Genomic DNA, 25,537 nt, shown 5'->3' with positions numbered 1-25,537 from the left:
GACTCCAGCGAATGCTGGACCACATGGCGTTTGAACTCCAGGGAGTACTGGCGACGGGTTTTCAAGCGCATAGCACCTTACCTCCGGGGTTGCAGGTAAGGTGTCTACAAATTCAGGGGCACATCAGATCGTAGCGTTGACGAGCACGGCGTGCAGGGTCACTCCATCTTTCTCCCTTCTTCTCTCTCCTCCTTCTTGGTTCTTACTTTATCAGCCCAGCGTATAGCAGGGCTTGTATTCTCCGGCGAGCTTCATTCGGCCCTGGGCGACGAACGAGTTCAGTAGCTCGTCTAGCTTGGTCATCAGCTCGGGCTCTGCGCTCAGGCGGAAGGGGCCGTGGGCCTCGATCAGCCGGATGCCGCGCTCCTTGACGTTGCCGGCGACGATCCCGGAGAAGGCCCGACGCAGGTTGGCGGCGAGTTCGTGGACCGGCTGGTTGCGGTGCAGGGCCAGGCCGGCCATGGACGCGTGGGTGGGCTCAAAGGGCGCCTGGAAGTCTCGCGCCACGGTGAGCCGCCAGTTGTAGTAGAAGGCGTCCTGGCGGGCGCGGCGATATTCGGTGACGCCATCAATACCCTTGCGCATGGTGCGGGCCACCTCGACGGGGTCGTCGATGATGATGTCGTACAGCCGCCGCACCGACTCGCCGAGGGTGTAAACCAGGAACTCGTCGATGCGCCGGAAGTAGTCGGCGGAATCGGCCGGTCCTGTCAGGATCAACGGCAGCTCCATATCGACGTTGTCCGGATGCAGCAGGATGCCCAGCAGGTAGAGGATCTCCTCGGCGGTGCCGACGCCGCCGGGGAACACGATGATGCCGTGTCCGAGGCGCACGAAGGCTTCGAGGCGCTTCTCGATGTCGGGCATCACCACCAGCTCGTTGACGATCGGATTGGGGGCCTCGGCGGCGATGATGCCGGGTTCCGAAACGCCCAGGTAACGGCCTTCAAAGCGTCGCTGCTTGGCATGGGCGACGTTGGCGCCCTTCATCGGCCCTTTCATGGCTCCGGGGCCACAGCCGGTGCAGATGTCCAGCTCGCGCAGTCCCAGGTGGTAGCCGACGTGCTTGGTGTAGTCGTACTCCTCGCGGGAGATCGAGTGCCCGCCCCAACAGACCACCATGCTCGGATCGCGGCTGGGCTTCAGGGTGCCGGCCTTGCGCAGGATGTGGAAGACGGCGTTGGTGGTGCCTTCACCGGTGGTCAGGTCGAAGCGGTCGTGGGTCTGGATCTCGTTGTAGACGTAGACGATGTCGCGCAGCACCGAGGAGAGGTGCTCGCGGATGCCGCGAATCATCTTGCCGTCGACGAAGGCTTCTGCCGGCGCATTGGTGAGCTTGAGCCGCACGCCACGATCCTGCTGGATGACCTCGATGTCGAAATCGGGATAGGTCTCCATCAGGGCCAGGCCGTCGTCGGTCGGGTTGCCGGAGTTGAGTACCGCCAGCGCGCAGCTGCGCAGCAGATCGTGCAGTCCGCTGCGGGAGGTGTCGTGCAGCCGGTTCACCTCGTGCTGGGAGAGAATCTCGAGGCTGCCTTCCGGGGAGATGATGCTGGAAATGGTATCGGCCATGCAGCGCGTCCGTGTCACTGAAGAAGGGAAGGGCGGCGATGCGCCGCCTGTCTTGATGCTACCACGCGACTGGCCGGGGCGCAGCGCTGCGGCGCCCCGGCCGAGCTGATAGAATGAGGGCGCTCCGGTCCCCTGGTCACGATGCGATCCGCCATGTTCAATGCCCAGTATTTCCGCACCTTCATCACTCTCGTCGAGACCGGCAGCTTCACCCGGACGGCGCAGCGCCTGGAAATGACCCAGCCCGGGGTCAGCCAGCACGTCCGCAAGCTGGAGCGCTACCTGGGCAAGTCGCTGATCGACCGCCAAGGGCGCCGTTTCGTGCTGACCGAGGCCGGGCGACGCGCCTACGACTACGCCCTCAAACTGTTCGCCGAGCATGAGCAGTTTCGCCACTCCCTGGACGACGAGAGCCTGGACAGCGGCGAGTGCCGGATCGCCTCGCCGGGCAGCGTGGGGTTGATGTTCTACCCCTTCATTCTCGGCCAGCAGCAGATGCACGCCGGTCTGACGGTGAGCTACAGCTTCGCCTTCAACCACGAGATCGTCACCGACGTGCTGGCCGGCCGCCACGACCTGGGCATCGTCACCGAGGCGGTGCGTCATCCCGAGATCGACTGCGAGGCCTGGCATCAGGAGTCGCTGTGCCTGGTGGTGCCGGCGGACTTCTCCGGTACCGGGCTCGCAGACCTGATGGCTCTGGGCTTCATCGGCTATTCCGACGGCGTCAATCGGGCCGGAGGCATGCTGCGCCAGAACTTTCCCGGCGAATTCCGCTCGATGAGCCACTTTCCGCGCCAGGGTTTCACCAACGAGGTGAGCATGGTGCTCGACGCCGTGGCCCGTGGCCTCGGCTTTACCGTCGTTTCCCGGCTGGTGCTCGAGACCTCGCCCTGGCAGCGCCAGGTCAAGGAGCTGCCACTGCCGAATCCGGTGCAGGAAACCCTCTATCTGATCAGCCGTCGCGGTATGCGCATGCCGCGACGCTACACCCGGCTGCTGGAAGCCTTCCGCGAGCATCGTTTGCACGAGCGCTATGGCCATGGCGAGCCGAGCCTGGGTGAGAGCGGCGAGCTGGGGCAGGGGGGACTGGCCCAGGCCTCGGATGAGAAGGCGGGCTAGCCGACAAGCGCCTTACTCAACGCAATGCGCCCCGCCAATTGGCGGGGCGCATGTCGTTCAGGAGGCAGGGATCACTCCCGGTAGGCGTCGATGCTGGGGCACGAGCAGATCAGCTGCCGGTCGCCAAGCACGTTGTCGACCCGGTTCACGGCCGGCCAGTACTTGGCCGCCTTGACCGCCTCGGAGGGGAAGGCGCCCAGCTCGCGGGAGTAGGGGCGTTCCCAGCTCGCATCCATCAGGTCGGCCATGGTGTGCGGCGCATTGACCAGCGGGTTGTCGTCGACCGGCCATTCGCCGGCCTCTACCCGGGCCACTTCCTCGCGGATGGCGATCATGGCGTCGCAGAAGCGGTCCAGTTCGAACAGCGACTCCGACTCCGTGGGCTCGATCATCAGCGTGCCGGGCACCGGGAACGACATGGTCGGCGCATGGAAGCCGTAGTCCATCAGACGCTTGGCGATATCCTCCTCGCTGATGCCGGAGTCGGCCTTGAGCGGGCGAATGTCGATGATGCACTCATGGGCCACGGTGCCGTTGGTGCCCTTGTAGAGCACCGGGTAGTGGGCTTCCAGGCGCTTGGCGATGTAGTTGGCGCCGAGGATGGCCAGCTCGGTGGCCTCGCGCAGGCCGCGGGCGCCCATCATCTTGATGTAGGCCCAGGAGATCGGCAGGATCGAGGCGCTGCCGAAGGGCGCCGCCGAGACCGCGCCGCAGCCGGCTTCCACGCCGTCCAGCGGGCGCACCACGTGATTGGACACGTAGGGCGCCAGGTGCGCCTTGACGCCGATCGGGCCCATGCCCGGGCCGCCGCCACCGTGCGGGATGCAGAACGTCTTGTGCAGGTTGAGGTGGCTGACGTCGCCGCCGAAGTCGCCGGGCCGGGCCAGGCCGACCTGGGCGTTCATGTTGGCGCCGTCGATGTACACCTGACCGCCATGCTGGTGGACGATCTCGCAGGCCTCGCGCACGCCTTCCTCGAACACCCCGTGGGTCGACGGGTAGGTGAGCATGATCGCCGACAGGTCGTCGGCATGCTGCTCGGCCTTGGTGCGCAGGTCGGCCAGATCGATGTTGCCGGCCTCGTCGCACTCCACCACGACCACCTTCATGTGGGCCATGGCCGCCGAAGCCGGGTTGGTGCCGTGAGCGGAGCTGGGGATCAGGCAGACGTCGCGGTGTCCCTGGCCCTCGGCCTGCTGGTAGCGGCGAATCGCCACCAGGCCGGCGTACTCGCCCTGGGCGCCGGAATTGGGCTGCATGGAAATGTGGTCATAGCCGGTGATCTCGACCAGGAAATCGGCCAGCTCGTCGATGATCTGCTTGTAGCCGGCCACCTGATCCTTGGGCGCGAAGGGGTGGATGCGCGCCAGCTCCGGCCAGGTGATGGGGATCATCTCGCTGGTGGCGTTGAGCTTCATGGTGCACGAGCCCAGCGGGATCATGGCGTGGGCCAGCGACAGGTCCTTGTTCTCCAGGCGCTTGAGGTAGCGCAGCATTTCCGTCTCGCTGTGATAGCGGCGGAAAGTCGGGTGGGTCAGGAAGTCGGACTCGCGGCGGCTGGCCGCGGGAATGCCGCTCTTGCCGGCCTCGACGATCTCGGCGTCGAGCGCGGCCACCGACTGGCCGTGCTCCTCGTCGAGCAGCACGTCGAACAGCAGATCCAGGTCGTGGGCGGTGGTGGTCTCGTCGAGGCTGACGCCGATGTCGCCGCCCTCGAAGTAGCGCAGGTTGACGTCGTGGGCCATGGCGCGGCCGTGGATCTTGCGCGCGTCGACGCCGGTCAGGCGCAGGGTGTCGAACCAGCTGTCGTGAACCAGGCTTACGCCGCAGCGGGTCAGGCCCTCGGCGAGGATGGTGGTCAAGCGGTGGATGCGCCCGGCGATGGTGCGCAGGCCCTCGGCGCCGTGGTAGACGGCGTAGAAGCCGGCGATGTTGGCCAGCAGCGCCTGGGCGGTACAGATGTTGGAGGTGGCCTTCTCGCGGCGGATGTGCTGCTCGCGGGTCTGCATGGCCATGCGCAGCGCGGTCTCGCCGCGGCTGTCCTTCGAGACGCCGATAATGCGGCCCGGGATCGAGCGCTTGAGCTTGTCGGTGGTGGCGAAGAAGGCGGCATGCGGGCCGCCGAAGCCCATCGGCACGCCGAAGCGCTGGGCGCAGCCGACCACCATGTCGGCGCCCAGGGCGCCCGGCTCGCGCAGCAGCACCAGCGACATGATGTCGGCGGCCACGCAGGTCATGATGCCCTTGTCCTTGGCGGCTTGCAGCAGCGGCGCCAGATCATGGACCCGGCCGCCGTCGCCCGGATACTGCAGCAGGGCGCCGAACACGTCGTGCTCGGCCACTTCCGCCGCCGGGGCGATGACCAGCTCGAAGTCGAAGTAATGGGCGCGGGTGCGCACCACGTCCAGCGTCTGCGGGAAGACGTCGTCGGCGACGAAGAAGGCGTTGGTCTTGGCCTTCTTGTTGGCGCGGCGACACAGTGCCATGGCTTCGGCGGCGGCGGTGGCTTCGTCCAGCAGTGAAGCATTGGCCAGGCTCATGCCGGTGAGATCCATGACCATCTGCTGGAAGTTCAGCAGCCCCTCCAGCCGACCCTGGGAGATCTCCGGCTGGTAGGGCGTGTAGGCGGTATACCAGCCGGGGTTCTCCAGCACGTTGCGCTGGATGACCGCCGGCAGATGCGTGTCGTAGTAGCCTTGCCCGATGTAGCTCTTGGCCACGCGGTTCTGGCGGGCCAGGCGATAGAGGTAGTCCAGGGCCTCGGCTTCGCTGCGCGGCGGATCCAGGTCGAGTTCACGACCCAGTCGGATGCCGGCCGGCACCGTGCGTTCCAGCAGGCTGGCCAGGCTGTCCATGCCCAGTGTGTCCAGCATGGTGGCCACGTCGGAAGCCTCGGGGCCATTGTGGCGGCGGAGGAAGGCGTCATGGTTGGCCAGTTCGGCCAAGCGGCGAGTGTCGAAAGCCATGGAATACCCTATTACGAAGTCGTCACCGGAGGACGGGAAGGACGGGCCCGACGCTGGCGGGCCCGGCGGGCTGGGATCAGTCGTCGGCGTCGGCCACCGCCTTATAGGCGTCGGCGTTCAGCAGGTCGTTCAGGGCGCTGTCATCCTCGAGGCGCAGCTTCAGGATCCAGCCTTGCTCGTAGGGTGACTCGTTGAGGGTCTCCGGAGCGTCTTCCAGCTCCTCGTTGACCGCGACCACCTCGCCGGCGAGCGGGGCGTACAGGTCGGAGGCGGCCTTGACCGACTCGACCACGCCGAACTCGTCGCCCTTGGCCAGGGCAGTGCCCACTTCCGGCAACTCGACGAAGACCACGTCCCCCAGCGACTGTTGAGCGTGATCGGTGATGCCGATGGTCACCGTGCCGTCGCCATTCTCGAGGATCCATTCATGGCTTTCGGCGTAGCGCAGGTTGGCAGGGATAGCACTCATGGCATTTTCCTATACGAAAAAGGTTTTCTGATAACGGGGGCATCCTAACGCCCCCGACACCGTTTGGCGAGCCCCGTCGGGGCGAGAAGGCCGCCGGAAGGCGTCGTGCCCTCCATAGCGTAGGCGTCTCGCGCGGCTCTTGCTCGCTCGCCGTCCTGTCACCCGCTCTGCGGGACCTCTCGGCCTCGCTGCCTGGCGGGCCGGTTTGTCCGCCGACGGGGCTTGCCCGGCCCCGAACGTGTCGCTAGAGTAGCCTGTGTTTCTTATAGGAAACAAGTTTCTTTGCTGATCGTCTCAGGGCTCTCAGAGCAGCAGTGAGCCCGGTGCAGCGTGGTCGTCTATGCTTGGCACTGTGATGCTTCGTACTGCAACGGACGGCAATAGCCGGAATTTCCTATAGGAGACTGGAGCGCCAACGGAAGAATCCGCTATGGTACGCGGGTTCGTATCATCGGTGGTATCGCCCGCCCATGTGGCATGCACGTTGGTGCATAACAATAAGCTTTAGGGAGACAAGACGTGGAAACCTTGACCAATATCCTGTCAGCCATCGAGGGGGTCGTCTGGGGCCCGCTGATGCTGGTGCTGCTGCTGGGGGTCGGCCTCTACTTGCAGGCCGGCTTGAAAGTGTTGCCCATCCGCAAGTTGGGTATGGGCTTCAAGCTGCTGTGGCAGGGACGCAGCAGCGCCAAGGGCGAGGAAAGCGAGGGTGAAGTATCGCCTTTCAACGCTCTGATGACCTCGCTGTCGGCGACCATCGGTACCGGCAATATCGCCGGTGTCGCTACCGCCATCTTCCTCGGCGGGCCGGGCGCGGTGTTCTGGATGTGGATCACCGCCCTGGTGGGCATGGCCACCAAGTTCTCCGAAGCCGTGCTGGCCGTGCGCTATCGTCAGGTCGACGAGGCCGGTGATCACGTCGGTGGCCCGATGTATTACATCCGTAACGGCCTCGGCAAGAAGTGGGCCTGGATGGGCGGCGCCTTCGCACTGTTCGGTGCCGTGGCCGCCTTCGGCATCGGCAACACCGTGCAGTCCAACTCGGTGGCCGACGGCCTGGGCGAGTCCCTCGGGCTGCCGCACTGGATCACCGGCCTGGTGATCATGGTGCTGGCCGGCGCGGTCATCCTCGGTGGCATCAAGCGCATCGCCAAGGTGGCGGGCAAGCTGGTGCCGATCATGGCGGTGGCCTACATCGTCTGCGGCCTGCTGGTGCTGATCATCAATGCCGACCAGATCGGCCATGCCCTGGGGCTGATTTTCGGCCACGCCTTCACGCCGATCTCGGCGGCGGGTGGCTTCGCCGGCGCGGCGGTGGCCAAGGCCATCCAGTTCGGCGTGGCGCGTGGCGTGTTCTCCAACGAGGCAGGCCTTGGCAGCGCCCCGATCGCCCACGCTGCGGCGCAGACCAAGAACCCGGTGCGCCAGGGCCTGATCGCCATGCTCGGTACCTTCATCGACACCATCGTGGTGTGCTCGATCACCGCCCTGGCGATCCTGACCACTGCCTGGACCTCCGGTGAGACCGGCGCCGCCCTGACCACCATGTCGTTCAACGCAGCGCTACCCGGCATCGGCCAGTACGTGGTGTCCTTCGCCCTGGCGGTGTTCGCCTTCACCACCATCCTGGGCTGGGCCTTCTACGGCGAGAAGTGCTTCGAGTACCTGTTCGGCGTGGGTGCCATCAAGTACTACCGCGTGATCTACATCCTGGCGATCTTCGTCGGCTCGGTGCTGCCGCTCGGCTTCGTGTGGCTGCTGGCCAGCGTGTTCAACGCCATGATGGCGATTCCCAACCTGATCGCCCTGGCGCTGCTGTCGCCGGTGGTGTTCAAGCTGACCCGCGACTACTTCGACGGCAAGGAAGTGCTGCCCGGCGAAGACCTCAACAAGTGAGCCCTCGGCGGCCGGTCCTGGGCCGGCCGCCCAACCCGATTCCATGGGAAGAGCGATACGACACCGATGAACGAACCACGCAAGACCCCGCTTTACGACCTGCATCTCGAACTGGGCGGCAAGATGGTGCCCTTCGCCGGCTACAGCATGCCGGTCCAGTACGCGCTGGGGGTCAAGAAAGAACACGAACATACCCGCCATGCCTGTGGCCTGTTCGATGTCTCGCACATGGGCCAGGTGCTGCTGCGCGGCACGCAAGCCGACGAGGCGCTCGAGACCCTGGTGCCCGCCGATCTGGTGGGACTGGGCGAGGGCATGCAGCGCTACGGCCTGTTCACCGCCGAAGACGGCGGCATCCTCGACGACCTGATGATCGTCAATGCCGGTGACCACCTCTACCTGGTGGTGAATGCCGCCTGCAAGGAGCAGGACATCGCGCATCTGCGGCGCGGCTTGCCCCACCACGAGATCGAGGTGCTGGACCGCGGGCTGCTGGCCCTGCAGGGGCCCAAGGCGGCCGAGGCCATGGCACGGCTGTGCCCCGCGGCCTGCGAGATGGTCTTTATGCAGCATGGCAAGTTCACCATCGAGGGCATCGACGTGTGGATCAGCCGCAGCGGCTATACCGGGGAAGACGGCTTCGAGATCTCGGTACCCGCCGAGCAGACCGAGGCTCTGGCGCGTCGACTGCTTGCCGAGCAGGAGGTCGAGCCGATCGGCCTGGGGGCCCGCGACTCGCTGCGTCTCGAGGCCGGACTATGCCTCTACGGCCACGATATCGATACCGGCACCACGCCGGTGGAAGGCGGGCTGATCTGGGCGATCGGCAAGCCGCGTCGCCGCGGCGGCGAGCGCCAGGGCGGTTTCCCGGGGGCCGACCTGATCCTGCATCAGGTAGCCGAGAAGGATCACCATCGCAAGCGCGTGGGCCTGCTGGGCGAAGGGCGTGCCCCGGTGCGCGAAGGCGCCGAGCTGTTCGATGCCGAAGGCCATGCCATCGGGGTGGTGACCTCCGGCGGCTTCGGCCCCAGCGTCGGCAAGCCGGTGGCGATGGGCTATGTGGCCATCGACCACGCGGCGGTCGATACCACCGTCTATGCGGAAGTGCGTGGCAAGCGCCTGCCGATGGTGGTGAGCAAGATGCCCTTCGTGACGCCCGGCTACTATCGCGGTTGATCCGATACCGCGGCTGACCTTATACCGTTATCTTCCAAGGTCCGAGTCGACGGCCATCCAGATACCTGGGTGGCCGTTTTTTTATTATCAGCATCAAAGGGTGGATGGTGTCTGCCGGGCAGTATTGACGCCTTCTTTCAACCCGCCTGGCGCACCGGCACCCGGCTCAGGTGATTGTTCTCGTCGGCGATGCGTTGCAACAGCCGGCATAGCGTCTCTCGCTCGTCCTCGCTCAAGGGGGCCATGATCTCCTCCTGCACTTCGTCCACCGAAGGCTCGGCGGTGTGGCGCAGCCGTTGGCCCTCCTCGGTCAGGGTGACCAGCATCGAGCGGCGATCCTCGGGGTTGCGGCGCCGGGCGATCAGGCCGCGTTCCTCCAGCTTGCGGACCACTACCGCTACGGTATTGCGATCCAGTGCCGTATGGCCGCCGAGGGTGATCTGGTCGCTGGGACCCAGTTCCTCGAGGGCGCAGAGCAGGATGTACTGCAGCTGCGTCAGCTGATAGGCCTCGCACTTGCGCAGGAAGATCGCGACGCTGATCTGATGGCAGCGCCGCAGCAGGCTACCGGGAAAGCGGCTGGCGCTGGTGAAGGGAGCGTTGGTCATGTCATGGCGTCTCTTGGTAACGAAGGCGTCAGGCGCAGCCTGGCGGCGGCCGCATTTCGACGGCGACGGCAACGGCTGTCGGGACAGGGGACACCGTAGCAGAGTCGGCCTCGTCGGGCACCCGACGCCGGCGGCCCTGGTGGCGGGCGAGGCGCGCCGTTGCGCGACTTCGGTGACCTGGGCCGCTGTCGAAACCGCTCTTGGCCTGCGTAGCGCCAGTCGCCGTCGAGCCAGGATTCACGGTGGTGTCGATAAAAGTCTAATTGTTCAGGGCTATATTCATCACAATACTGATTAATATGGCCCTGACGGGATAGCGATACCTGATGCAGCCGACACCACCGGTTTGCCCATCAACACTCTCATCAACATTCTCATCAACAACGAAACCCCGTAGCGCACGGGATGGAGAGCGAGCAGATGCAGTACTTCCTCGATGGTTACCGCAGTGGCGATCCGCGGATTCAACCCGCGGCCGAGGGGCGTGGCAGCGGGCAGGGGCCGTTGCCGGAAGAGGTGGACGTGCTCATCGTCGGTACGGGCCCGGCCGGTCTGCTGCTGGCGGCGCAGCTGTCGACCTTCCCCGATATCGTCACCCGCGTGGTGGAGAAAGCCGAGGGGCCCCTCGAGGTAGGCCGTGCCGACGGGGTCGCTTGCCGCACGGTGGAGATGTTCGAGGCCTTCGGCCTGGCCGAGCGGATGACCACCGAGGCCTATTGGATCAACGAGACCCACTTCTGGGGGCCGGATCCCGATGACCAGGCGCGCATCTCCCGGCTCGGCCGTGTGCAGGACGTTCGCGACGGCCTCTCCGAGTTCCCGCATGTGATCGTCAACCAGGCCCGATTGCTCGACTTCCTGCTGGAGTACATGCACAACTCCCCCAGCCGCCTGCGGGTCGACTACCGTCATGAGACGCTCAAGGTGGACGTGCCCGAGGCCGCCGACGAGCGGGTGTCCGTCACCCTCGACACGCCCGACGGCGAGAAGACCGTGCGCGCAAGATACGTGGTCGGCTGCGACGGCGCACACAGCGTCGTGCGACAGTCTATCGGCCGGGTGCCGCAGGGCCACGGCGAGGACAAGGCCTGGGGCGTGATGGACGTGCTGGCGGTGACCGACTTCCCGGACATCCGCTTCAAGTGCACGATCCAGTCCGCTGACGCGGGCAACATCCTGCTGATTCCCCGCGAGGGCGGTTACATGGTCCGGCTGTACGTCGACATGGGCAACATCGCGCCGGACGCCTGGCTGACCAAGGAGCAGGTGCTGGAGAAGGCTCAGGCGGTGCTGGCGCCCTACGCCTTCGAGGTCAAGGAGACCGCCTGGTTCTCGGTGTATCGCGTCGGACACCGGGTCACCGACAAGTTCGACGATGTCGACGACGACCGCATGGAAAGCCGCACGCCGCGGGTGTTCATCGCCGGCGATGCCTGCCACACCCATACCGCCAAGGCCGGCCAGGGCATGAACGTGTCGATGCAGGACACCTTCAACCTGGGCTGGAAGCTGATCTCGGTGCTCGAGGGGCGTAGCCCGGCGAGCCTTTTGCACACCTACAACGCCGAGCGCCACGTCATCGCGGAAAACCTGATCGAGATGGATACCCGCTGGTCGCGGGCGATCGGCGCCGCGCAGGATGCCGACGATCCGCAGGCAGCGATGAAGGGTCTGGCGGAGGTGCAGCGCCAGTTCGTCACCAACAGCGAGTTCACCGCGGGGTTCGCCACCCACTACGCACCGGACCTGCTTACCGGTGACGATACCCACCTGGGCCTGGCTACCGGCTTCCCACCCGGGCGGCGCTTCCACTCGGCCGAGGTCATCCGGCTCGGCGATGCCAAACAGATTCATCTCGGCCACGTGCATCGCGCCGACGGTCGCTGGCGGCTCTATGCCTTCGCCGACATGGTCGACCCCAGAAGCCCGGGCTCTCGATTGAACAAGCTGATGGATTTCCTGGCCAGCGAGGCGTCACCGATTCGCCGCTTCACCCCCGAAGGGAGCGATCCGGACGCGGTCTTTGACGTGCATGCCATCATCCAGCAGTCCCACCTCGAGGTCGACTGGGCCGACATGCATGCCGTCGTCAAGCCGCACAAGGGGCCGCTCGGGCTCCAGGACTACCAGAAGGCCCATGCGCCGGTGCTCGGCACCGACCAGGACATCTTCGATCTGCGGGGCATCGATCGCGGGACCGGCGCGCTGGTGGTGGTGCGCCCGGACCAGTACGTCTCGCTCGTGCTGCCGCTCGATGGCGTCGAGGAGCTCGGCGAGTTCTTCTCCCGTTTCATGGTGGAGCCGAGCTGAGCGTGCGTTGGCAGGCCCTCGTGGCACTCAGGGGGAAGCGCCCTCAGCCAGAAGCGCCCTTAGCTAGAGGCGCCCTTAGCGTGAAGAGATCCAGCGGAAGGTCAGGCTGATCCTGAGTCCCTGACGCCGACGCGGCAGCAGGGCATGCTCGAGCTCGGCCTGAACGCCTGGCCCCATCAGCAGCAGGCTGTCATGGGGCTGGTCGACGTTAAAGGCCGCGGCGCGACGGTCCTTCCAGCGGAAGCGCAGCGGGCGGTCGGCGCCGAGGCTGACGGCGGCAATCAATGGCGCCTCGCCCAGCTCTGGCTCGTCGTCGCAGTGCCAGCCCATGCGCTCGTCGCCGTCGGCGTAGCGATTGAGCAGCACGCTGTTGAAGCGCGTGTCGTGGCCCGCGGCGGCCAGTCGTGCGACGACTGTGTCGCGGATGATCAAGACCGTGGGGTGCCAGGGCGTCGGGGCGAAGTCCCGGCCCGAGTAGCGGTAGGCGGCGTCGCCCATCCACACCTGCCGGCGGGGAATGGGATGATCGCGCCCGTAAAGGCGCAGCACGGGGCGCTGCCAATCCAGCTCGGCGTCGAGTCGCGCCAGGGCATCATCGGCGTCCGGGCCGAGCAGGTCGGGAAAGCGCTGCAGTGGCGGAGTCTCCAGCAGGCGCTCGCCGTTGCCGGGAGAATCCGCGGAAGTGAACAGATCCATCCGCGCAGCGTGCCAGCGGCTGGCCCGATACGCCAGAGCGAGGCGCTGGAAAGCCTCAAGGTGCTAGTGCGAGGCTCGCCAGCGCCATGCCATAGCCGATCGCGGCGCCGGCGGCCACGTCGCTGATGTAGTGCAGCCCGAGCCCGACCCGTGACACCGCGATCAGTGCGGCCACCGGGATCAGCGACGGCAGCAGCCATGGGGTGTGAGCCGCCACCAGGGTGCAGAACATCACCGCGTGCATGGTGTGGCCGCTGGGAAAGCTGTAGCGATCCCTGGCCGGTTCCTGGCAGGCGATGGTCGAGAAGGTGATGAAGGGGCGCTCGCGGCACAGCCGGGTCTTGACCAGCCGATAGAAGGCGATCGCCACCAGCGCGGTGAGCGTGTACTGCAGGGCCAGTCGCCCGCCATCGCGGTCCTGCAGCCAGGGCTGGGCCGCGATCAGTGCCACCCACAGCGGCCAGTCGCCGGCCTTGCTGGCCAGGCGCAGCAGCCACAGCCAGGGGCGATGGATGCTGAACCCGGCCAGGCGCTGGCAGAGATGCCACTCGAGCAGGTCGAGGCGTTCAAACACGACAGGGGCGCGTGGTTTCATCGGACATCTCCCGGGCATGGGTAAGGGCGGCGAGAAAGTCGTCAGTGATGGCGGGCCAGCGATACTGCAGCGCTCGGTCGCGGGCGGCTCGGCCCAGACGGCCATAGCGGGCCGGCTGCTGGCACAGCGCGACGGCGGCTTCGCGAAAGCCGGCCTCGTCGCCGATGGCCAGCTGCACGCCGTTGGCATCATCGTCGATCAGTTCGGCCCCGGCGGCATGGCGGAAGGCAATGACCGCCAGGCCGCTGGCCATGGCCTCGAGCAGCACGTTGCCCCAGGTCTCGGAGATCGACGGGAAGACGAACAGGTCCGCGCTGGCGTAATGGCGGATCAAGTCGTCCGGCGAGACGAAACCGGTGAAATGGGCCTGGGGCAGGGCCCGCTCCAGTGCGGCGCGGCCGGGGCCGTCGCCGACCACCACCAGCTTCATGTCCGGGCGGGCGTCGAGCATGGCAGCGAAGGTGTCGCGCAGCAGGTCGAGGTTCTTCTCCGGAGCCAGGCGGCCGACATACAGCGCCACCGGGTGGTGAGGGTCCGCGCCCCAGGCCTCGCGCAGGGCGGGATCGCGATGCTCCGGCGAGAAGCGCGCGCCATCGATGCCGCGGGCCATCACCTTCACGCGCTCGAAGTCCAGCGCCGTCAAGGCCCGCGCCTGGGCGTGAGTCGGCACCAGGGTGGCGGCGCAGCGGTTGTGGAAGCGGCGCAGCCGCTGTGTGACCAGCGGACGCAGCCAGCCCACCCCATAGTCGCGACAGTAGTGATCGAAATTGGTATGCCATCCGCTGACGACCGGAATGCCCAGCTTCTCGGCGACCGCCAGGGCGGACCAGCCCAGCGGCCCCTCGGTGGCCACGTAGACTGCGTCGGGGCGCTCGTCCTGCCACAGCCGGCGGATTCGACGTGCGGCCGGCAGCCCCAAACGCACCTCGCGATAGCCCGGCACGGAAAACCCCTGGACCTGCAGTTCGCTGCTCATGCCCTCGTCGCGGTGTTGCCCGTCGACGGGGCGTGGGCGAACCAGCTGCAGCGTGATGCCGCGCTGCCTCAGCTGGTCACTGAGCCGCGCCAGGGTATGGGCGACGCCGTTGATGTCGGGTGTCCAGGTTTCGCTGACCAGGCAGATGCGCATGACCGTCCTCGTGCCGTCGGAAGCCGGGATGGCTCCGTCAGCATCGAGGATGCCGAGGCCCGGTGACAGGCCTGCGACATCGGCATGACGCGGTGATGACAGTCGTTGAGAGCCGTCGTCGAGAGCCGTCGTTGCGAACGGCCGCTCAGCGCAGGATCGTGCGCGGGTCGATGGGCTTGCCGCCGTGGCGCATGTCGAACAGCAGGTCATGGCGCCCGGTGGCGGCATGCTGGCCCACGGTGCACAGCGGCGTGCCGCGACTCACGCGCTGGGCGCTATCGACCAGCAGGGTGTCGCACAGCGCATAGACGCTCTGCAGATTGTCCGGATGGTGGACGATTACCACCCGTCCCAGCTGACGCATGCTGCCGGCAAAGCGTACCTCGCCGTTGGCCACCGCCTTGGCCCGGGCGCCTTCCTCGGTCGCCAGCAGCATTGGCTGCAGGGTGCCGCGTCCGTCCTTGCCGAAGTGGCGCGCGACCCGATAGTCGTCCAGCGGCCACGGCCAGTCCTTGGCGCTGCCGGGCACCGGGCCTGGATCCGGTGCCGGCCGCGGCGTCGGGCGCGATGTCGTCGAGGAAGACGCGCTATGGCGACTGCTCGAGGACGTCGCTGCGCCGTGCAGTGGCACCGACACCAGCTGCCCGACACGCAAGTCGGTAGGAGTGACCCCGGGATTGGCCGAGGCAATGCTCACCGGTGAGGTGCCGAAGCGCCGGGCGATGGCACTGTAGGTATCGCCCGGCCGGACCTGGTAGCGATAGGGGCCGCCGGACGGCGCCCGTTCACGGCCACTCGGCACCAGGATACGCTGCCCCACGGCCAGGCCGCGCGGATCGACGCCGGGATTGAAGCGCCGTAGCCGCACCAGCGGGACATCGGCGCGCTTGGCGATCTCACCGAGTGTATCGCCGCGCTGGATGGTCACCCACTCGCCCGCCGGTGAGCCGTGCAGGGCAGAGGGGCCGGCACAGCCGGCCAGAAGGGTCATCAGCGACAGCAGTGCGATCAGAGCGAGTCGAGGCCGGCGTCCTTGGCCTGCCACAGGGCGTTGAGCCATGAGTGGAAGCGTTCCTTGTAGTCCGAGTCCTGGTGATAGTCGCCCTGTGTCATCCACTCGGGGACGGCGAGGCGACGGGCGCTGAGGTGGATGGTGCCCTCGCGGCCGCAGAGAAAGTCCCAGAAGTTGGGATCAGGGCGCGAGTAGCGCAGCGTCACGTCGAGAATACCGCCCAGCCGGTCGCCGAGCAGGTTCAGTACCTGGGCGATGCCGCCGGCCCGGGGCTGCAGCAGGTGTCGGTAAGGGCTTTGTCGGGACGCATGCTTGGCCGGGGTGAAGCGAGTGCCCTCGACGAAGTTGTAGATGGCGATCGGCCGCTCCCGCGCATGCTGGCACATGCGTTCGGTGGCCTCCTGATCGCGCCGGGCCAGGTGAGGGTGGCGTTCGCGCTGCTCGCGGGTCATACGGCGAAGCATCGGGAACTCCAGGGCCCAGAAGGCCAGCCCGACCACGGGAATCCAGATCAGCTGGCGCTTGACGAAGAAGTGCGGCATCGGCAGGCGGCGATGCAGGGCCAGGAACAGCGCGAAGATATCGGTCCAGCTGCGATGGTTGGCCAGCACCAGCCACCATTCGTCACGGCTCAGTCCGTCCGGCAGGTCGAGACGCAGATCGGGCCGTATCCAGTGGCGGATCCACCATAGATTGACGCCGACCCAGCCCAGGGCCACGGCCTGGAGGCCACGCAGCACCCGGCGACGCAGCGGACGCCCCGGCGTCACCAGCTTGAGCAGCGTCAGCGCGATCAGGGGTACCGCCCAGATCAGGGTGTTGAGGGTCAGCAACAGCAGGCTGACGATCCCCCTGAGGGTCGACATGCCGGTCTCCTTGGTGATGGCCGCAAAGCGACAATGCTAATGGATCGCGGCGGGGGTGCCCAGCGGTACGAGTCAACTCGCCCGTGCATGTCCAGGCGCCCCGGGTGGCAGGAAAAGCCTGTGCCCACCGCTATTCGCGCAGCGGAGCTGCGCTCCCACGAAGACCTGCCCGGTGGCACTCAACCTCTGTGGGAGACCTGCCCGGTGGCACTCAACCTCTGTGGGATACCTGCCCGGTGGCACTCAACCTCTGTGGGATACCTGCTCGGTGGCACTCAACCTCTGTGGGAGACCTGCTCGGTGGCACTCAACTCCTGTGGGAGACCTGCTCGGTGGCACTCAACTCCTGTGGGAGCTCAGTTTACTGAGCGATTGGCGCCGACAGGCGCCTGGCGGTTTGCCCACCATTCGCGCAGAAGGTCCGGAACGCCGGACCGTGCGCTCCCACGAAGACCTGCCCGTATTCACATGAAGGGGCGGAGAATCCCCTTCTGGCGTATTTACTCCCTCAACTCGGGCAGATCCTCGAACAGCGCCAGGGCCTCTGGATTGGCCAACGCTTCGCGGTTCTTGACCGGTCGGCCGTGGACCACGTTGCGTACCGCGAGCTCGACCAGCTTGCCCGACAGGGTGCGCGGCAGGGCCTCGACCTGGAGGATCTTCGCCGGCACGTGACGCGGCGTGGCATTGGCGCGGATGGTGTCGCGGATGCGCTGGCGCAGGGCGTCGTCCAGGGTCAGCCCCTCGCGCAGGCGCACGAACAGCACCACGCGGATATCGTCCTGCCACTCCTGGCCGATGCACAGCGACTCCAGCACCTCCTCGACCTTCTCCACCTGACGGTAGATCTCGGCGGTCCCGATTCGCACCCCGCCAGGGTTGAGCACGGCGTCGGAGCGGCCGTGGATGATCAGGCCGTCCTCGGCGGTGATCTCGGCGTAGTCGCCGTGGGCCCAGATGCCGGGGAAGGTGGCGAAGTAGGCCTCGTGGTAGTGCTCGCCCTGCGGGTCGTTCCAGAAGCCGAGGGGCATTGCCGGGAAGGGGCGCGTGCACACCAGCTCGCCTTTCTCGCCGCGCAGCGGGCGGCCGTCGTCGTCGAACACGTCCACCGCCATGCCGAGCCCGCGGCATTGGAGCTGTCCGCGGTACACCGGGCGTATCGGACAGCCCAGCGCGAAACAGGACACGATGTCGGTGCCGCCGGAGATCGAGGCCAGCAACAGGTCGGCCTTGATGTCGCGATAGACGTAGTCGAAGGACTCGTGGGACAGCGCCGACCCCGTGGACAGCACCGCGCGCAGCGACGCAAGGTCGTGGTCGTGCCCGGGACGCAGCCCCTCCTTCTCGCAGGCGGCGAGGTAGCGGGCACTGGTGCCGAATACCGTGACACCCTCGCGCTCGGCCATGGCCCAAAGCGCATCCGGCGAGGGCGCGAAGGGTGCCCCGTCGAACAGCACCAGGGTGGCCCCGGAGGCCAGGCCCGAAACCAGCCAGTTCCACATCATCCAGCCGCAGGTGGTGTAGTAGAAGATCACGTCCGTAGCGTCGATGTCGGTGTGCAGCCGATGTTCCTTGAGATGCTGCAGCAGCGCGCCGCCGGACGAGTGCACGATGCACTTGGGCGTGCCGGTGGTGCCGGAGGAATAGAGGATGTAGAGAGGATGGTCGAAGGGCAGGGCGACGAAGTCGATGTCCTCTGCCCCGTGGGCCAGGAAATCGTCCCAGGCCACGGCCTTGGGCATGTCGGTGAGGTCGGGAGCGTCCGCCAGGAAGGGAAAGACCACCACGCGTTCCAGGCTGTCGAAGGCCTCGGCGATCTCGGCCAGCCGAGCGAGGGTGTCGATGGCCTTGCCGTTCCAGGTGTAGCCGTCGGCGGCGATCAGCACTCGAGGCTCGATCTGGCCGAAACGGTCGAGCACGCCCTGGAAGCCGAAGTCCGGTGAGCAGGAAGACCACACCGCCCCCAGGCTGGTAGTGGCCAGCATGCCAATCACCGCATGCTCGCTGTTGGGCACGAAGCCGGCGACCCGGTCGCCCGGCGTGATGCCCAGCTCGCGCAGCGCCTTGGCCATTGCCGCCACCTGGCGGTATAGCGCGTCGTAACCCAGCTCGCGACGGCGCCCGCGTTCGTCGTGGGCGATCAGCGCCGGGTGCGCGTCGCGCCGACGCAGCAGGTTGGCGGCAAAGTTGAGGCGTGCGTCCGGAAACCAGCGGGCGCCGGGCATGGCCTCGGGGCGTTCCAGCACGCGCTCCCCGCGGGTGTCGGCGACGATATCGCAGTCGTCCCACAGCTGCGTCCAGAACGCCTCGGGGTGTTCGACGCTCCAGGCGTGCAGGGCGGCGTAGTCGGGCAGGGAAACGTCGTGGCGCCGCTCGAGGCGGCGCATCAGCGCGGTCATGTGGGATGCCTCGACGGCATCGGGAGACGGTTGCCAGAGCGGTTCGGCCATGGAACATCCCTCCTGATCGCACTCACTTATCTGGAGCTTAGGAGGTACCCCGAACAACGGCGAGCGCAGGGGCATTTCGGACGCGCCTAGTCCGTGCCCAATACGGGGGTGGTGATCGTCTCCTGTATCACCTCTCGCAGCGCCTGGGCCGCCACCGAGAGGGTATCGGCGTTGGCCGACAGCACGCCGACGGCGCGCTGGATCACCGGCGCCTCGAGGGCCAGGCAGCGCGCGCCCAGCTCGTGCATCTGCTCGATGCACAGCGAAGGCACGGCGCTGACGCCGAGCCCGGCGGCGACCATGCGCCCCACGGTGGTCAGCTGATGGCTCTCGAAGGCGACCGGCAGCTCGATGCCCTGGGCGCCCAGCTGGCGCTCCAGCAGCAGCCGTACCATGGAGGGCCGCTGCAGGGTGATGAAGGCCTCGCTGAGCAGCGTCGGCCAGTCGATGGTGCTGCCTTCGGCCAGCGGCGAATTCGCCGGCACTACGGCCACGAAGCGATCCTCGAACAGCGGCGTGAAATGCAGCGACTCGGGCGCCTCCGGAGCAAAGGCGATGCCCAGCTCAACCCGTTCCTGGCGCACCATGTCGATGACCTGCTCGTTGATCACGTCGTGGACGGTGACATTGATCTGCGGGTAGCGGGCGCGAAAGGCCTTGAGCACCGCGGGCAGCTGGTTGCCGGCATAGGACGGCATGGCGGCCAGGGCAACGCGGCCCAGGCGCAGGGTGAAGCGCTGGCGCAGCAGCTCCTCGGTGTTGTCCCAGTCGGCCAGCAGGCGCTTGGCCAGCGGCACCAGCGACTCGCCCTCCGGGGTCAGCCGCACGCTGCGGGTGCTGCGGATCAGCAGGTGGCCGCCCAGCGACTCTTCCAGATGCTTGATGGCCAGGCTGAGCGCCGGCTGGGAAAGATGCAGGCGTTCGCAGGCCTGGGTGAAGCTGAGGGTCTGGGCCACGGCGAGGAAGGCGCGAAGCTGCTTGACGGTCATGGGTGGCGACTCACGAGAATTTATTATAAAAATAAAAGAATCTATAAAAAAAACAAACTTAACAAATATATTGGCGGTCGCGACACTGCCGATATCCGCGACAACAATCACCTTCCAACCAGGCGAGGCAGCGATATGGCCGGATTCGACAAGCGAGTGAGTTCCTATGAAGAGGCGATGGACGGCATCGAGAGCGGCATGACCGTCATCGCCGGCGGCTTCGGGCTGTGCGGCATTCCCGAGAACCTGATCGGCGAGATCAAGCGCCGTGGCGTCAAGGACCTGACCATCTACTCCAACAACTGCGGCGTCGACGGCTTCGGCCTGGGCCTGCTACTGGAGGACCGTCAGATCTCGAGCATCCACGCGTCCTACGTCGGCGAGAACGCGCTGTTCGAGCAGCAGATGCTCGAAGGCGACATCGAGGTCGTGCTGACCCCCCAGGGCACCCTGGCCGAGAAGATGCGCGCCGGCGGCGCCGGCATTCCCGCCTTCTACACCGCCACCGGTTACGGCACGCCGATCGGCGACGGCAAGGAAGTGCGCGAGTTCAATGGCCGCCACTACATTCTCGAGGAATCCGTGGTCGGCGACTTCGCCATCGTCAAAGGCTGGAAGGCCGACCGCTACGGCAACGTCGTCTATCGCGACACCGCGCAGAACTTCAATCCCCTGGCCGCCACCGCGGGCAAGATCACCGTGGTCGAAGTGGAAGAGATCGTCGAGCCAGGCGAGCTGCCCCCCGACCAGATCCACACCCCGGGCATCTACGTCGACCGCATCATCCAGGGCAGCTTCGAGAAGCGCATCGAGAAGCGCACCGTGCACCAGGGCTGAGCGTTTTACTCACGATCAACGATGAGGCGAGCCTGCTCGTCAATCATTAAAGACAAGAGGCATCAACGATGGCACTGACTCGCGAACAGATGGCAATGCGCGTGGCGCGCGAACTCGAGGACGGCTTCTACGTCAACCTGGGCATCGGCATTCCCACCTTGGTGGCCAACTACGTACCGGACGACATCGACGTCATGCTGCAGTCCGAGAACGGCCTGTTGGGCATGGGCCGCTTCCCCACCGAGGAGGAAGTGGATCCGGACATGATCAACGCCGGCAAGCAGACCGTCACGGCCCGGCCCGGTGCGGCGATCTTCTCTTCCGCGGAATCCTTCGCCATGATTCGCGGCGGCCACGTCGACCTGACCGTGCTCGGCGCCTTCGAGGTCGACCAGAACGGCAACATCGCTTCCTGGATGATTCCCGGCAAGCTGATCAAGGGCATGGGCGGCGCCATGGATCTGGTGGCCGGGGCCGAGAACATCATCTGCACCATGACCCACGCCTCCAAGCACGGCGAATCCAAGCTGCTGGAGTCCTGCAACCTGCCGCTCACCGGGGCCGGCTGCATCAATCGGGTGCTCACCGACCTGGCCTACCTCGAGATCAAGGACGGCGCCTTCATCCTCAAGGAGCGCGCCCCCGGCGTCTCCGTCGATGAGATCAAGGAGAAGACCGCCGGCAAGCTGATCGTCCCCGAGCACGTGCCGGAGATGGTCTTCGCCGACTGAGACACACGCTTCAACACTCGCGACAAGACAACGGCCCGGGCACATGCCCGGGCCGTTGTCGTTGGAGGCAGCCCGTCGCGGTGGCCAAGTGCCGAAAAACTGACCATTCCGAGTGTCCCGGCCAAGCCATGGGGGTCATGGTCGCTTGTGCCGGGGCGATGCACAGCGTTATCCACAGATTTTGTGGATGGACTCGAGATGTCAGGTCAGTTCGCAGCGCGTGTGATGGGGCAGCAGCAGCTCCGCGGCGCGCTCCTGGTTGGCGCTGACATGCTTCTGAACCAGCGCCAGACCGCCGAAGGACAGGCGGTGTTCGTCGCCTTCGGCGAACACCAGCCGTCGCGACAGGCTGGGGTAGAAGCGGTAATTCAGCAGCGGGGAGATCGGCAGGACGCCGTGATGGCGATCGGCATTGCCGGCCAGGCCCGACTGGGCGAGGGCGCCATCGAGGTGGGTGATGTCCTGGCCGATGCGGGAGCAGTCGAAGCCCGGATGATGCAGCCGTGGGCCCATCGCCGCGAGCCAGCCGGCCAGCGGGTGGGCTGCCGCCAGGGTCTGGTAGGTGGACCAGGTCGGCATCGGCCAGGGCCGGCCGCGGCACAGCAGGTTCTGTCCGCGGCAGTCGGCCGGTGACGCCTGGGACACCAGCTGCTGCAGGGTTTCCCGCGGCCTCCGCGACAGGGTGCCGAGCTGCAGCTCGGCCAGCACCAGCCAGGCACCGTCGTCGGGCGCCGCCAGCAGGGTGGCCAGCAGGCCGCGGTCGGCCATGGCATAGCGCTGTACCGGCCGGTAGCCGAAGCGCACCAGGGGCGGCAGCAGGGCCTCCATGGCCCAGGGACCGTGATTGAGCGTCAGCAGCGCCAGATACTCCGGCGGCAGCTCCACCGGCCACAGACGCAGCCCGCCCAAATCCGGATGTTGATGGACATAGTCCAGCCAAAGCTGCTGGACGAACTCTTCCCGTTGCATCCTGCCTACCCTCTGTACGGTTCCCGTGCCCTGAGTGGCAGTGTAAGCGGCGGGGGTGTGGGCAGATTCAACGAGTGAGGAAATGAATCTCATGACGCACGAAGGCCGCCCCGGAGGGCGGCCTTCATGGCACGGGTGGGCGGTTGCTTACTGGGCAGCCGCGGCCGGCAGCAGCTCCTGCTCACGCACGAATTGATCAAATTCGGTGAAGCCGCCGATATGCGTCTGGTCGGCGAAGATCTGCGGTACGGTCTCGACCGGCTTGCCGATGGTCTTCTCCATATCGGCCTTGGTGATGCCTTCCTCGTGGATGTCCACGTAGCGGAAGCCCTGGATGGCATCGTGGCTCTCGAGCTTCTCGGCAAGATCCTTGGCGCGAACGCAGAAGGGGCAGCCGGGGCGACCGAAGATAACGACGAACATGCAATGACTCCTTGCATCGACGATGCATGATAAAGGGGGGAGAAAATCGGCCGCTATTGTGACCCAGGCGAGATCGTTTGGCCAATAGGCGGCGCCTGATGCCGCGATAACTCTCTGCTATAGCCCTCTGCTATAACTCTCTGCTACAACCCTCTGCTCTGGCGCTCCCGTCGGGCGCACGGCGGGGCGGAGATCAGACGCTGCCGTTGTCGCTGACGTCGGCGCGCCGCAGCAGCTGGGCGAGCGGGTCGTGGATGGCGGGGCTGGTGACCAGCAGGTTCTCGCCATACAGGTCCTCGGGAATGCCTCCCGGCACGGGATAGAGATGTCCGGTGCGCGCGCCCGCCTCGCGGGCAACCAGCAGTCCGGCCGCCAGGTCCCAGGGCGAGACGCTCTCGTAGTAGGCGTCCAGGCGGCCGCAGGCCACCGCGCACAGGTCGAGGGCCGCGGAGCCGGCGCGGCGCACGTCCTGGCAGTGGGTGAGCACGGCGGTCAGGCGGCGCATCAGCGGCGGGCGGCTGTCCTGGCGATAGGGAAAGCCGGTGCCGACCAGGCTGTGTGACAGGCTGCGTGCGCCGCTGACGTGTATCGGCTCGCCGTTGCGCCAGGCGCCGCGACCGGCCAGCGCCGTAAAGGTTTCGCCGAGGAAGGGCGCGTGGACCACGCCGACACGCAGCTGGCCGCCGCTGGCCCAGCCGATGGAGACCGCCACATGGTGCAGTCCATGGGCGAAGTTGACGGTGCCGTCGATGGGATCCACCACCCACAAGGCCTGGGGCTTCTCGAGCGCCTCGCGGTCGGGGGCAAGCTCTTCGCTGAGTCGCGACTCGTCCGGGAAGCTCGCCTGGAGGCGTTCGCTGATGTAGGTGTCGACCTCCACGTCGACATCGGTGACCAGCTCCTGGCCGTTCTTGTAGCGATGATCGAAGCCGCCTTCCTCGCGGGCCTCGACGATCAGCCGGCCGGCGTGGGTGGCGATGTCGACGGCGATTTCCAGGCGCTGTTCGGGGGACATGGCGGCTCCTCTGGGTGAACGAACGCCTCCATGCTAGCAGGCCCTCCGTCCCATGCCGAACCCCGCCGTGGCGGTTATACTGGCGGCCCCATCGCTCACGGAGGCAGAATGCAGGCACTCACGGCCGAGCAGTACGACCGCCTGGCACGTCTGGCCCAGGCCTGGCAGCGCGAACACCTCGTGGCGGCCAAGGTCGAGCCTCACTTCAATCCGCGGCTGGGCGTGGATGCGCTGTGTTTCCAGCCCTGGACGACGGACCAGGGCCACCACGGCCTGCTGGGTGCCCTGATCACCCCCGTCTCGCTATCGCTGGTATGGATGCCGAACGACGCCGAACGTCCCGCCCAGGCGCCCGGCGATCGCTTGGTGCTGGCGCTGCCCTCCGGCCGCTATCCCTTCCACGCCGAACGGCTCGGCGATGACATGCGCCTGTGGCGCTGCCCGCTGCTCGACGACCTATCCGACCTCGAATCACTGGCACACGGCAGCCGGCTGGCCCAGCGGCTGATGGAGCAGGTGATGGAGGGGGAAGACTGAAGAGGGAAGAAGGAAGAAGCCCGCAGTCCGAAGCCCGAAGCCACACCGTCTTCTGGTGCACTGCGGCAAAGGCTCATATGCTGGAGGCACACTCACCACTCACCCCCAGCCACGAATCGGAGCGAGGAGATACCATGACCGCCCAAAGTACCACCCCACGCGTCGCGCTGGTGACAGGCACCAGCAGCGGGATCGGCGAGGCCGTCGTACGCCACTTCTGTGAACTGGGGCATCAGGTCCTGGCCGTGGATTTCAATCCCGCCGGGAAGGAGGTCGCGGAACGTGCCGGGGCCGCTTTCTTCCAGGCCGACCTGACCGATGGCGAGGCCTGCAAGGCGGCGGTGGCCGATGCCCTGAAGCGCTTCGGCCGGCTCGATATCCTGGTCAACAACGCCGGCATCCAGCACGTCTCGCCGATCGAGGACTTTCCCGAACAGCAGTGGCGGCGCATCATCGACCTGATGCTGACCGCGCCGTTCCTGCTCACCCAGGCCGCCTGGCCGTCGATGCGCGAAGCCGGCTGGGGCCGTATCGTCAATATCGCCTCGGTGCATGCCCAGGTCGCCTCGCCGGGCAAGTCCGCCTACATCAGCGCCAAGCACGGGCTGATCGGCCTGACCAAGACTGCCGCGCTGGAAGGCGGCCCCCAGGGCATCACCGCCAACGCCCTGTGTCCGGCCTACGTGAAGACACCGCTGGTCGACAACCAGATCGCCGACCAGGCCAAGCTGCACGGCATGGAAGAGCAGGAAGTGATCGAGCAGATCATGCTCAAGAACGCCGCCGTCAAGCGACTCATCGACCCCGACGAAGTCGCCTCGCTGGTCGGCTACCTCGCCTCCGACGCCGCCGGCGCCGTCACCGGCGCCAGCTGGAATATCGATCTGGGGTGGACGGCGCAGTAGCCCGGCTTCACCGGCTTAAGCTTGAAGAGCGGTGCTTCGCACCTGGAAGAACGCCCGCTTCGCGGGCTTAAGCTGGAAGCTTGAAGAAAACCCGGCCGGGCTTCGCCCGGAGCTTGAAGTCATAAGCTTGAAGCTGGAAGAAAACCCTTGACCCCATGATGGCGGGGTTCATGCTGCCTTCCAGCTTCCAGCTTCCAGCTTCCAGCTTCCAGCTTCCAGCTTCCAGCTTCCAGCTTCCAGCTTCCAGCTTCCAGCTTCCAGCTT

22 protein-coding genes are annotated in these 25,537 nt (G+C 66.5%); 8 read left to right on the top strand and 14 right to left on the bottom strand.

Going from position 1 to position 25,537, the window contains the following annotated elements:
* Window positions 1–210: 210 nt before the first annotated feature.
* Window positions 211–1,572: a nucleotide 5'-monophosphate nucleosidase PpnN gene (ppnN, locus tag ACGTN6_RS17745; RefSeq protein WP_394594174.1), complete on the bottom strand. Its 1,362-nt coding sequence runs from the start codon at window positions 1,570–1,572 to the stop codon at window positions 211–213.
* Between the two features lie 153 nt (window positions 1,573–1,725).
* On the opposite strand from ppnN, the gene ACGTN6_RS17740 reads away from it, so the two are divergent.
* Window positions 1,726–2,694: a LysR family transcriptional regulator gene (locus ACGTN6_RS17740; protein WP_394594171.1), complete on the top strand. Its 969-nt coding sequence runs from the start codon at window positions 1,726–1,728 to the stop codon at window positions 2,692–2,694.
* Window positions 2,695–2,765: 71 nt separating this feature from the next.
* Here ACGTN6_RS17740 and gcvP read toward each other — a convergent pair whose 3' ends face one another.
* Both gcvP and gcvH read right to left on the bottom strand, forming a co-directional pair.
* Complete coding sequence (gene gcvP / locus ACGTN6_RS17735; RefSeq protein ID WP_394594168.1) at window positions 2,766–5,660, bottom strand: aminomethyl-transferring glycine dehydrogenase; 2,895 nt, start codon at window positions 5,658–5,660, stop codon at window positions 2,766–2,768.
* A 76-nt stretch (window positions 5,661–5,736) separates the two neighbouring features.
* Entirely contained in the window at window positions 5,737–6,129 is a 393-nt protein-coding gene (gcvH, locus tag ACGTN6_RS17730; RefSeq protein WP_394594165.1) for a glycine cleavage system protein GcvH, read from the bottom strand.
* Window positions 6,130–6,648: 519 nt separating this feature from the next.
* Between gcvH and ACGTN6_RS17725 the strand changes: the two genes are divergently transcribed.
* On the top strand, window positions 6,649–8,025 hold the full coding sequence (locus tag ACGTN6_RS17725) for an alanine/glycine:cation symporter family protein (RefSeq protein WP_394594162.1): 1,377 nt from the start codon (window positions 6,649–6,651) through the stop codon (window positions 8,023–8,025).
* A gap of 66 nt (window positions 8,026–8,091) precedes the next feature.
* The gene (gcvT, locus tag ACGTN6_RS17720; protein ID WP_394594160.1) at window positions 8,092–9,201 is read left to right on the top strand and encodes a glycine cleavage system aminomethyltransferase GcvT; all 1,110 of its coding nucleotides are present in this window, start codon (window positions 8,092–8,094) and stop codon (window positions 9,199–9,201) included.
* 137 nt (window positions 9,202–9,338) lie between these two features.
* Here the strand turns inward: gcvT and ACGTN6_RS17715 are convergent, their stop codons facing one another.
* Window positions 9,339–9,809: a MarR family winged helix-turn-helix transcriptional regulator gene (locus tag ACGTN6_RS17715; RefSeq protein ID WP_394594157.1), complete on the bottom strand. Its 471-nt coding sequence runs from the start codon at window positions 9,807–9,809 to the stop codon at window positions 9,339–9,341.
* A 420-nt stretch (window positions 9,810–10,229) separates the two neighbouring features.
* Here ACGTN6_RS17715 and ACGTN6_RS17710 point away from each other — a divergent pair, with 420 nt between their 5' ends.
* Window positions 10,230–12,119, top strand: coding sequence for an FAD-dependent monooxygenase (locus ACGTN6_RS17710; protein ID WP_394594154.1), 1,890 nt, complete (start codon window positions 10,230–10,232; stop codon window positions 12,117–12,119).
* 75 nt (window positions 12,120–12,194) lie between these two features.
* Here the strand turns inward: ACGTN6_RS17710 and ACGTN6_RS17705 are convergent, their stop codons facing one another.
* From ACGTN6_RS17705 to ACGTN6_RS17675, 7 genes are all read right to left on the bottom strand, one after another.
* Window positions 12,195–12,815 carry an alpha-ketoglutarate-dependent dioxygenase AlkB family protein gene (locus ACGTN6_RS17705; RefSeq protein WP_394594152.1) on the bottom strand — a complete coding sequence of 207 codons (621 nt, stop codon included), beginning with the start codon at window positions 12,813–12,815 and terminating at the stop codon, window positions 12,195–12,197.
* A gap of 55 nt (window positions 12,816–12,870) precedes the next feature.
* Window positions 12,871–13,410 (bottom strand): phosphatase PAP2 family protein, encoded by a 540-nt coding sequence (locus ACGTN6_RS17700; RefSeq protein WP_394594149.1) that lies wholly within the window; start codon window positions 13,408–13,410, stop codon window positions 12,871–12,873.
* Window positions 13,382–14,539 carry a glycosyltransferase family 4 protein gene (locus ACGTN6_RS17695; protein ID WP_394594146.1) on the bottom strand — a complete coding sequence of 386 codons (1,158 nt, stop codon included), beginning with the start codon at window positions 14,537–14,539 and terminating at the stop codon, window positions 13,382–13,384. Before ACGTN6_RS17695 ends, ACGTN6_RS17700 begins: the two co-directional genes overlap by 29 nt.
* A 145-nt stretch (window positions 14,540–14,684) precedes the next feature.
* Window positions 14,685–15,599 (bottom strand): LysM peptidoglycan-binding domain-containing protein, encoded by a 915-nt coding sequence (locus tag ACGTN6_RS17690; RefSeq protein WP_394594143.1) that lies wholly within the window; start codon window positions 15,597–15,599, stop codon window positions 14,685–14,687.
* On the bottom strand, window positions 15,548–16,417 hold the full coding sequence (locus ACGTN6_RS17685) for an acyltransferase (protein WP_394594140.1): 870 nt from the start codon (window positions 16,415–16,417) through the stop codon (window positions 15,548–15,550). Before ACGTN6_RS17685 ends, ACGTN6_RS17690 begins: the two co-directional genes overlap by 52 nt.
* A 500-nt stretch (window positions 16,418–16,917) precedes the next feature.
* Complete coding sequence (locus ACGTN6_RS17680; protein ID WP_394594137.1) at window positions 16,918–18,867, bottom strand: acetoacetate--CoA ligase; 1,950 nt, start codon at window positions 18,865–18,867, stop codon at window positions 16,918–16,920.
* An 86-nt stretch (window positions 18,868–18,953) separates the two neighbouring features.
* Entirely contained in the window at window positions 18,954–19,856 is a 903-nt protein-coding gene (locus tag ACGTN6_RS17675; protein ID WP_394594134.1) for a LysR family transcriptional regulator, read from the bottom strand.
* 135 nt (window positions 19,857–19,991) lie between these two features.
* Here ACGTN6_RS17675 and ACGTN6_RS17670 point away from each other — a divergent pair, with 135 nt between their 5' ends.
* Complete coding sequence (locus tag ACGTN6_RS17670) at window positions 19,992–20,693, top strand: CoA transferase subunit A (RefSeq protein WP_394594131.1); 702 nt, start codon at window positions 19,992–19,994, stop codon at window positions 20,691–20,693.
* Window positions 20,694–20,761: 68 nt separating this feature from the next.
* Window positions 20,762–21,424 carry a CoA transferase subunit B gene (locus ACGTN6_RS17665; RefSeq protein ID WP_394594128.1) on the top strand — a complete coding sequence of 221 codons (663 nt, stop codon included), beginning with the start codon at window positions 20,762–20,764 and terminating at the stop codon, window positions 21,422–21,424.
* A gap of 201 nt (window positions 21,425–21,625) precedes the next feature.
* Here the strand turns inward: ACGTN6_RS17665 and ACGTN6_RS17660 are convergent, their stop codons facing one another.
* From ACGTN6_RS17660 to ACGTN6_RS17650, 3 genes are all read right to left on the bottom strand, one after another.
* Window positions 21,626–22,393, bottom strand: a complete 768-nt coding sequence (locus ACGTN6_RS17660) for a VOC family protein (RefSeq protein ID WP_394594126.1) — start codon at window positions 22,391–22,393, stop codon at window positions 21,626–21,628.
* Window positions 22,394–22,540: 147 nt separating this feature from the next.
* Complete coding sequence (locus ACGTN6_RS17655; RefSeq protein WP_394594123.1) at window positions 22,541–22,816, bottom strand: GrxA family glutaredoxin; 276 nt, start codon at window positions 22,814–22,816, stop codon at window positions 22,541–22,543.
* Between the two features lie 193 nt (window positions 22,817–23,009).
* Window positions 23,010–23,831: an inositol monophosphatase family protein gene (locus ACGTN6_RS17650; protein WP_394594121.1), complete on the bottom strand. Its 822-nt coding sequence runs from the start codon at window positions 23,829–23,831 to the stop codon at window positions 23,010–23,012.
* 108 nt (window positions 23,832–23,939) lie between these two features.
* On the opposite strand from ACGTN6_RS17650, the gene hybE reads away from it, so the two are divergent.
* Window positions 23,940–24,368, top strand: coding sequence for a [NiFe]-hydrogenase assembly chaperone HybE (hybE, locus tag ACGTN6_RS17645; RefSeq protein ID WP_394594118.1), 429 nt, complete (start codon window positions 23,940–23,942; stop codon window positions 24,366–24,368).
* Between the two features lie 134 nt (window positions 24,369–24,502).
* Window positions 24,503–25,273, top strand: coding sequence for a 3-hydroxybutyrate dehydrogenase (locus ACGTN6_RS17640; RefSeq protein ID WP_394594116.1), 771 nt, complete (start codon window positions 24,503–24,505; stop codon window positions 25,271–25,273).
* Window positions 25,274–25,537: the final 264 nt, after the last annotated feature.

This window comes from Halomonas sp. B23F22_20 (assembly GCF_043496985.1).
Taxonomy (GTDB): Bacteria; Pseudomonadota; Gammaproteobacteria; order Pseudomonadales; family Halomonadaceae; genus Halomonas.
This window is presented reverse-complemented; position numbering and strand designations above follow the sequence as displayed.

Bases quoted from the DNA above. Each gene is read 5' to 3' on its own strand.
- gcvH (WP_394594165.1), bottom strand. From the start codon at position 6,129: ATGAGTGCTATCCCTGCCAACCTGCGCTACGCCGAAAGCCATGAATGG.
- ppnN (WP_394594174.1), bottom strand. From the start codon at position 1,572: ATGGCCGATACCATTTCCAGCATCATCTCCCCGGAAGGCAGCCTCGAG.
- ACGTN6_RS17660 (WP_394594126.1), bottom strand. From the start codon at position 22,393: ATGCAACGGGAAGAGTTCGTCCAGCAGCTTTGGCTGGACTATGTCCAT.
- ACGTN6_RS17655 (WP_394594123.1), bottom strand. From the start codon at position 22,816: ATGTTCGTCGTTATCTTCGGTCGCCCCGGCTGCCCCTTCTGCGTTCGC.
- ACGTN6_RS17665 (WP_394594128.1), top strand. From the start codon at position 20,762: ATGGCACTGACTCGCGAACAGATGGCAATGCGCGTGGCGCGCGAACTC.
- gcvP (WP_394594168.1), bottom strand. From the start codon at position 5,660: ATGGCTTTCGACACTCGCCGCTTGGCCGAACTGGCCAACCATGACGCC.
- ACGTN6_RS17640 (WP_394594116.1), top strand. From the start codon at position 24,503: ATGACCGCCCAAAGTACCACCCCACGCGTCGCGCTGGTGACAGGCACC.
- ACGTN6_RS17670 (WP_394594131.1), top strand. From the start codon at position 19,992: ATGGCCGGATTCGACAAGCGAGTGAGTTCCTATGAAGAGGCGATGGAC.
- hybE (WP_394594118.1), top strand. From the start codon at position 23,940: ATGCAGGCACTCACGGCCGAGCAGTACGACCGCCTGGCACGTCTGGCC.
- ACGTN6_RS17715 (WP_394594157.1), bottom strand. From the start codon at position 9,809: ATGACCAACGCTCCCTTCACCAGCGCCAGCCGCTTTCCCGGTAGCCTG.
- ACGTN6_RS17695 (WP_394594146.1), bottom strand. From the start codon at position 14,539: ATGCGCATCTGCCTGGTCAGCGAAACCTGGACACCCGACATCAACGGC.
- ACGTN6_RS17675 (WP_394594134.1), bottom strand. From the start codon at position 19,856: ATGACCGTCAAGCAGCTTCGCGCCTTCCTCGCCGTGGCCCAGACCCTC.
- ACGTN6_RS17710 (WP_394594154.1), top strand. From the start codon at position 10,230: ATGCAGTACTTCCTCGATGGTTACCGCAGTGGCGATCCGCGGATTCAA.
- ACGTN6_RS17700 (WP_394594149.1), bottom strand. From the start codon at position 13,410: ATGAAACCACGCGCCCCTGTCGTGTTTGAACGCCTCGACCTGCTCGAG.
- gcvT (WP_394594160.1), top strand. From the start codon at position 8,092: ATGAACGAACCACGCAAGACCCCGCTTTACGACCTGCATCTCGAACTG.
- ACGTN6_RS17685 (WP_394594140.1), bottom strand. From the start codon at position 16,417: ATGTCGACCCTCAGGGGGATCGTCAGCCTGCTGTTGCTGACCCTCAAC.
- ACGTN6_RS17705 (WP_394594152.1), bottom strand. From the start codon at position 12,815: ATGGATCTGTTCACTTCCGCGGATTCTCCCGGCAACGGCGAGCGCCTG.
- ACGTN6_RS17650 (WP_394594121.1), bottom strand. From the start codon at position 23,831: ATGTCCCCCGAACAGCGCCTGGAAATCGCCGTCGACATCGCCACCCAC.
- ACGTN6_RS17680 (WP_394594137.1), bottom strand. From the start codon at position 18,867: ATGGCCGAACCGCTCTGGCAACCGTCTCCCGATGCCGTCGAGGCATCC.
- ACGTN6_RS17740 (WP_394594171.1), top strand. From the start codon at position 1,726: ATGTTCAATGCCCAGTATTTCCGCACCTTCATCACTCTCGTCGAGACC.
- ACGTN6_RS17690 (WP_394594143.1), bottom strand. From the start codon at position 15,599: ATGGCTCAACGCCCTGTGGCAGGCCAAGGACGCCGGCCTCGACTCGCT.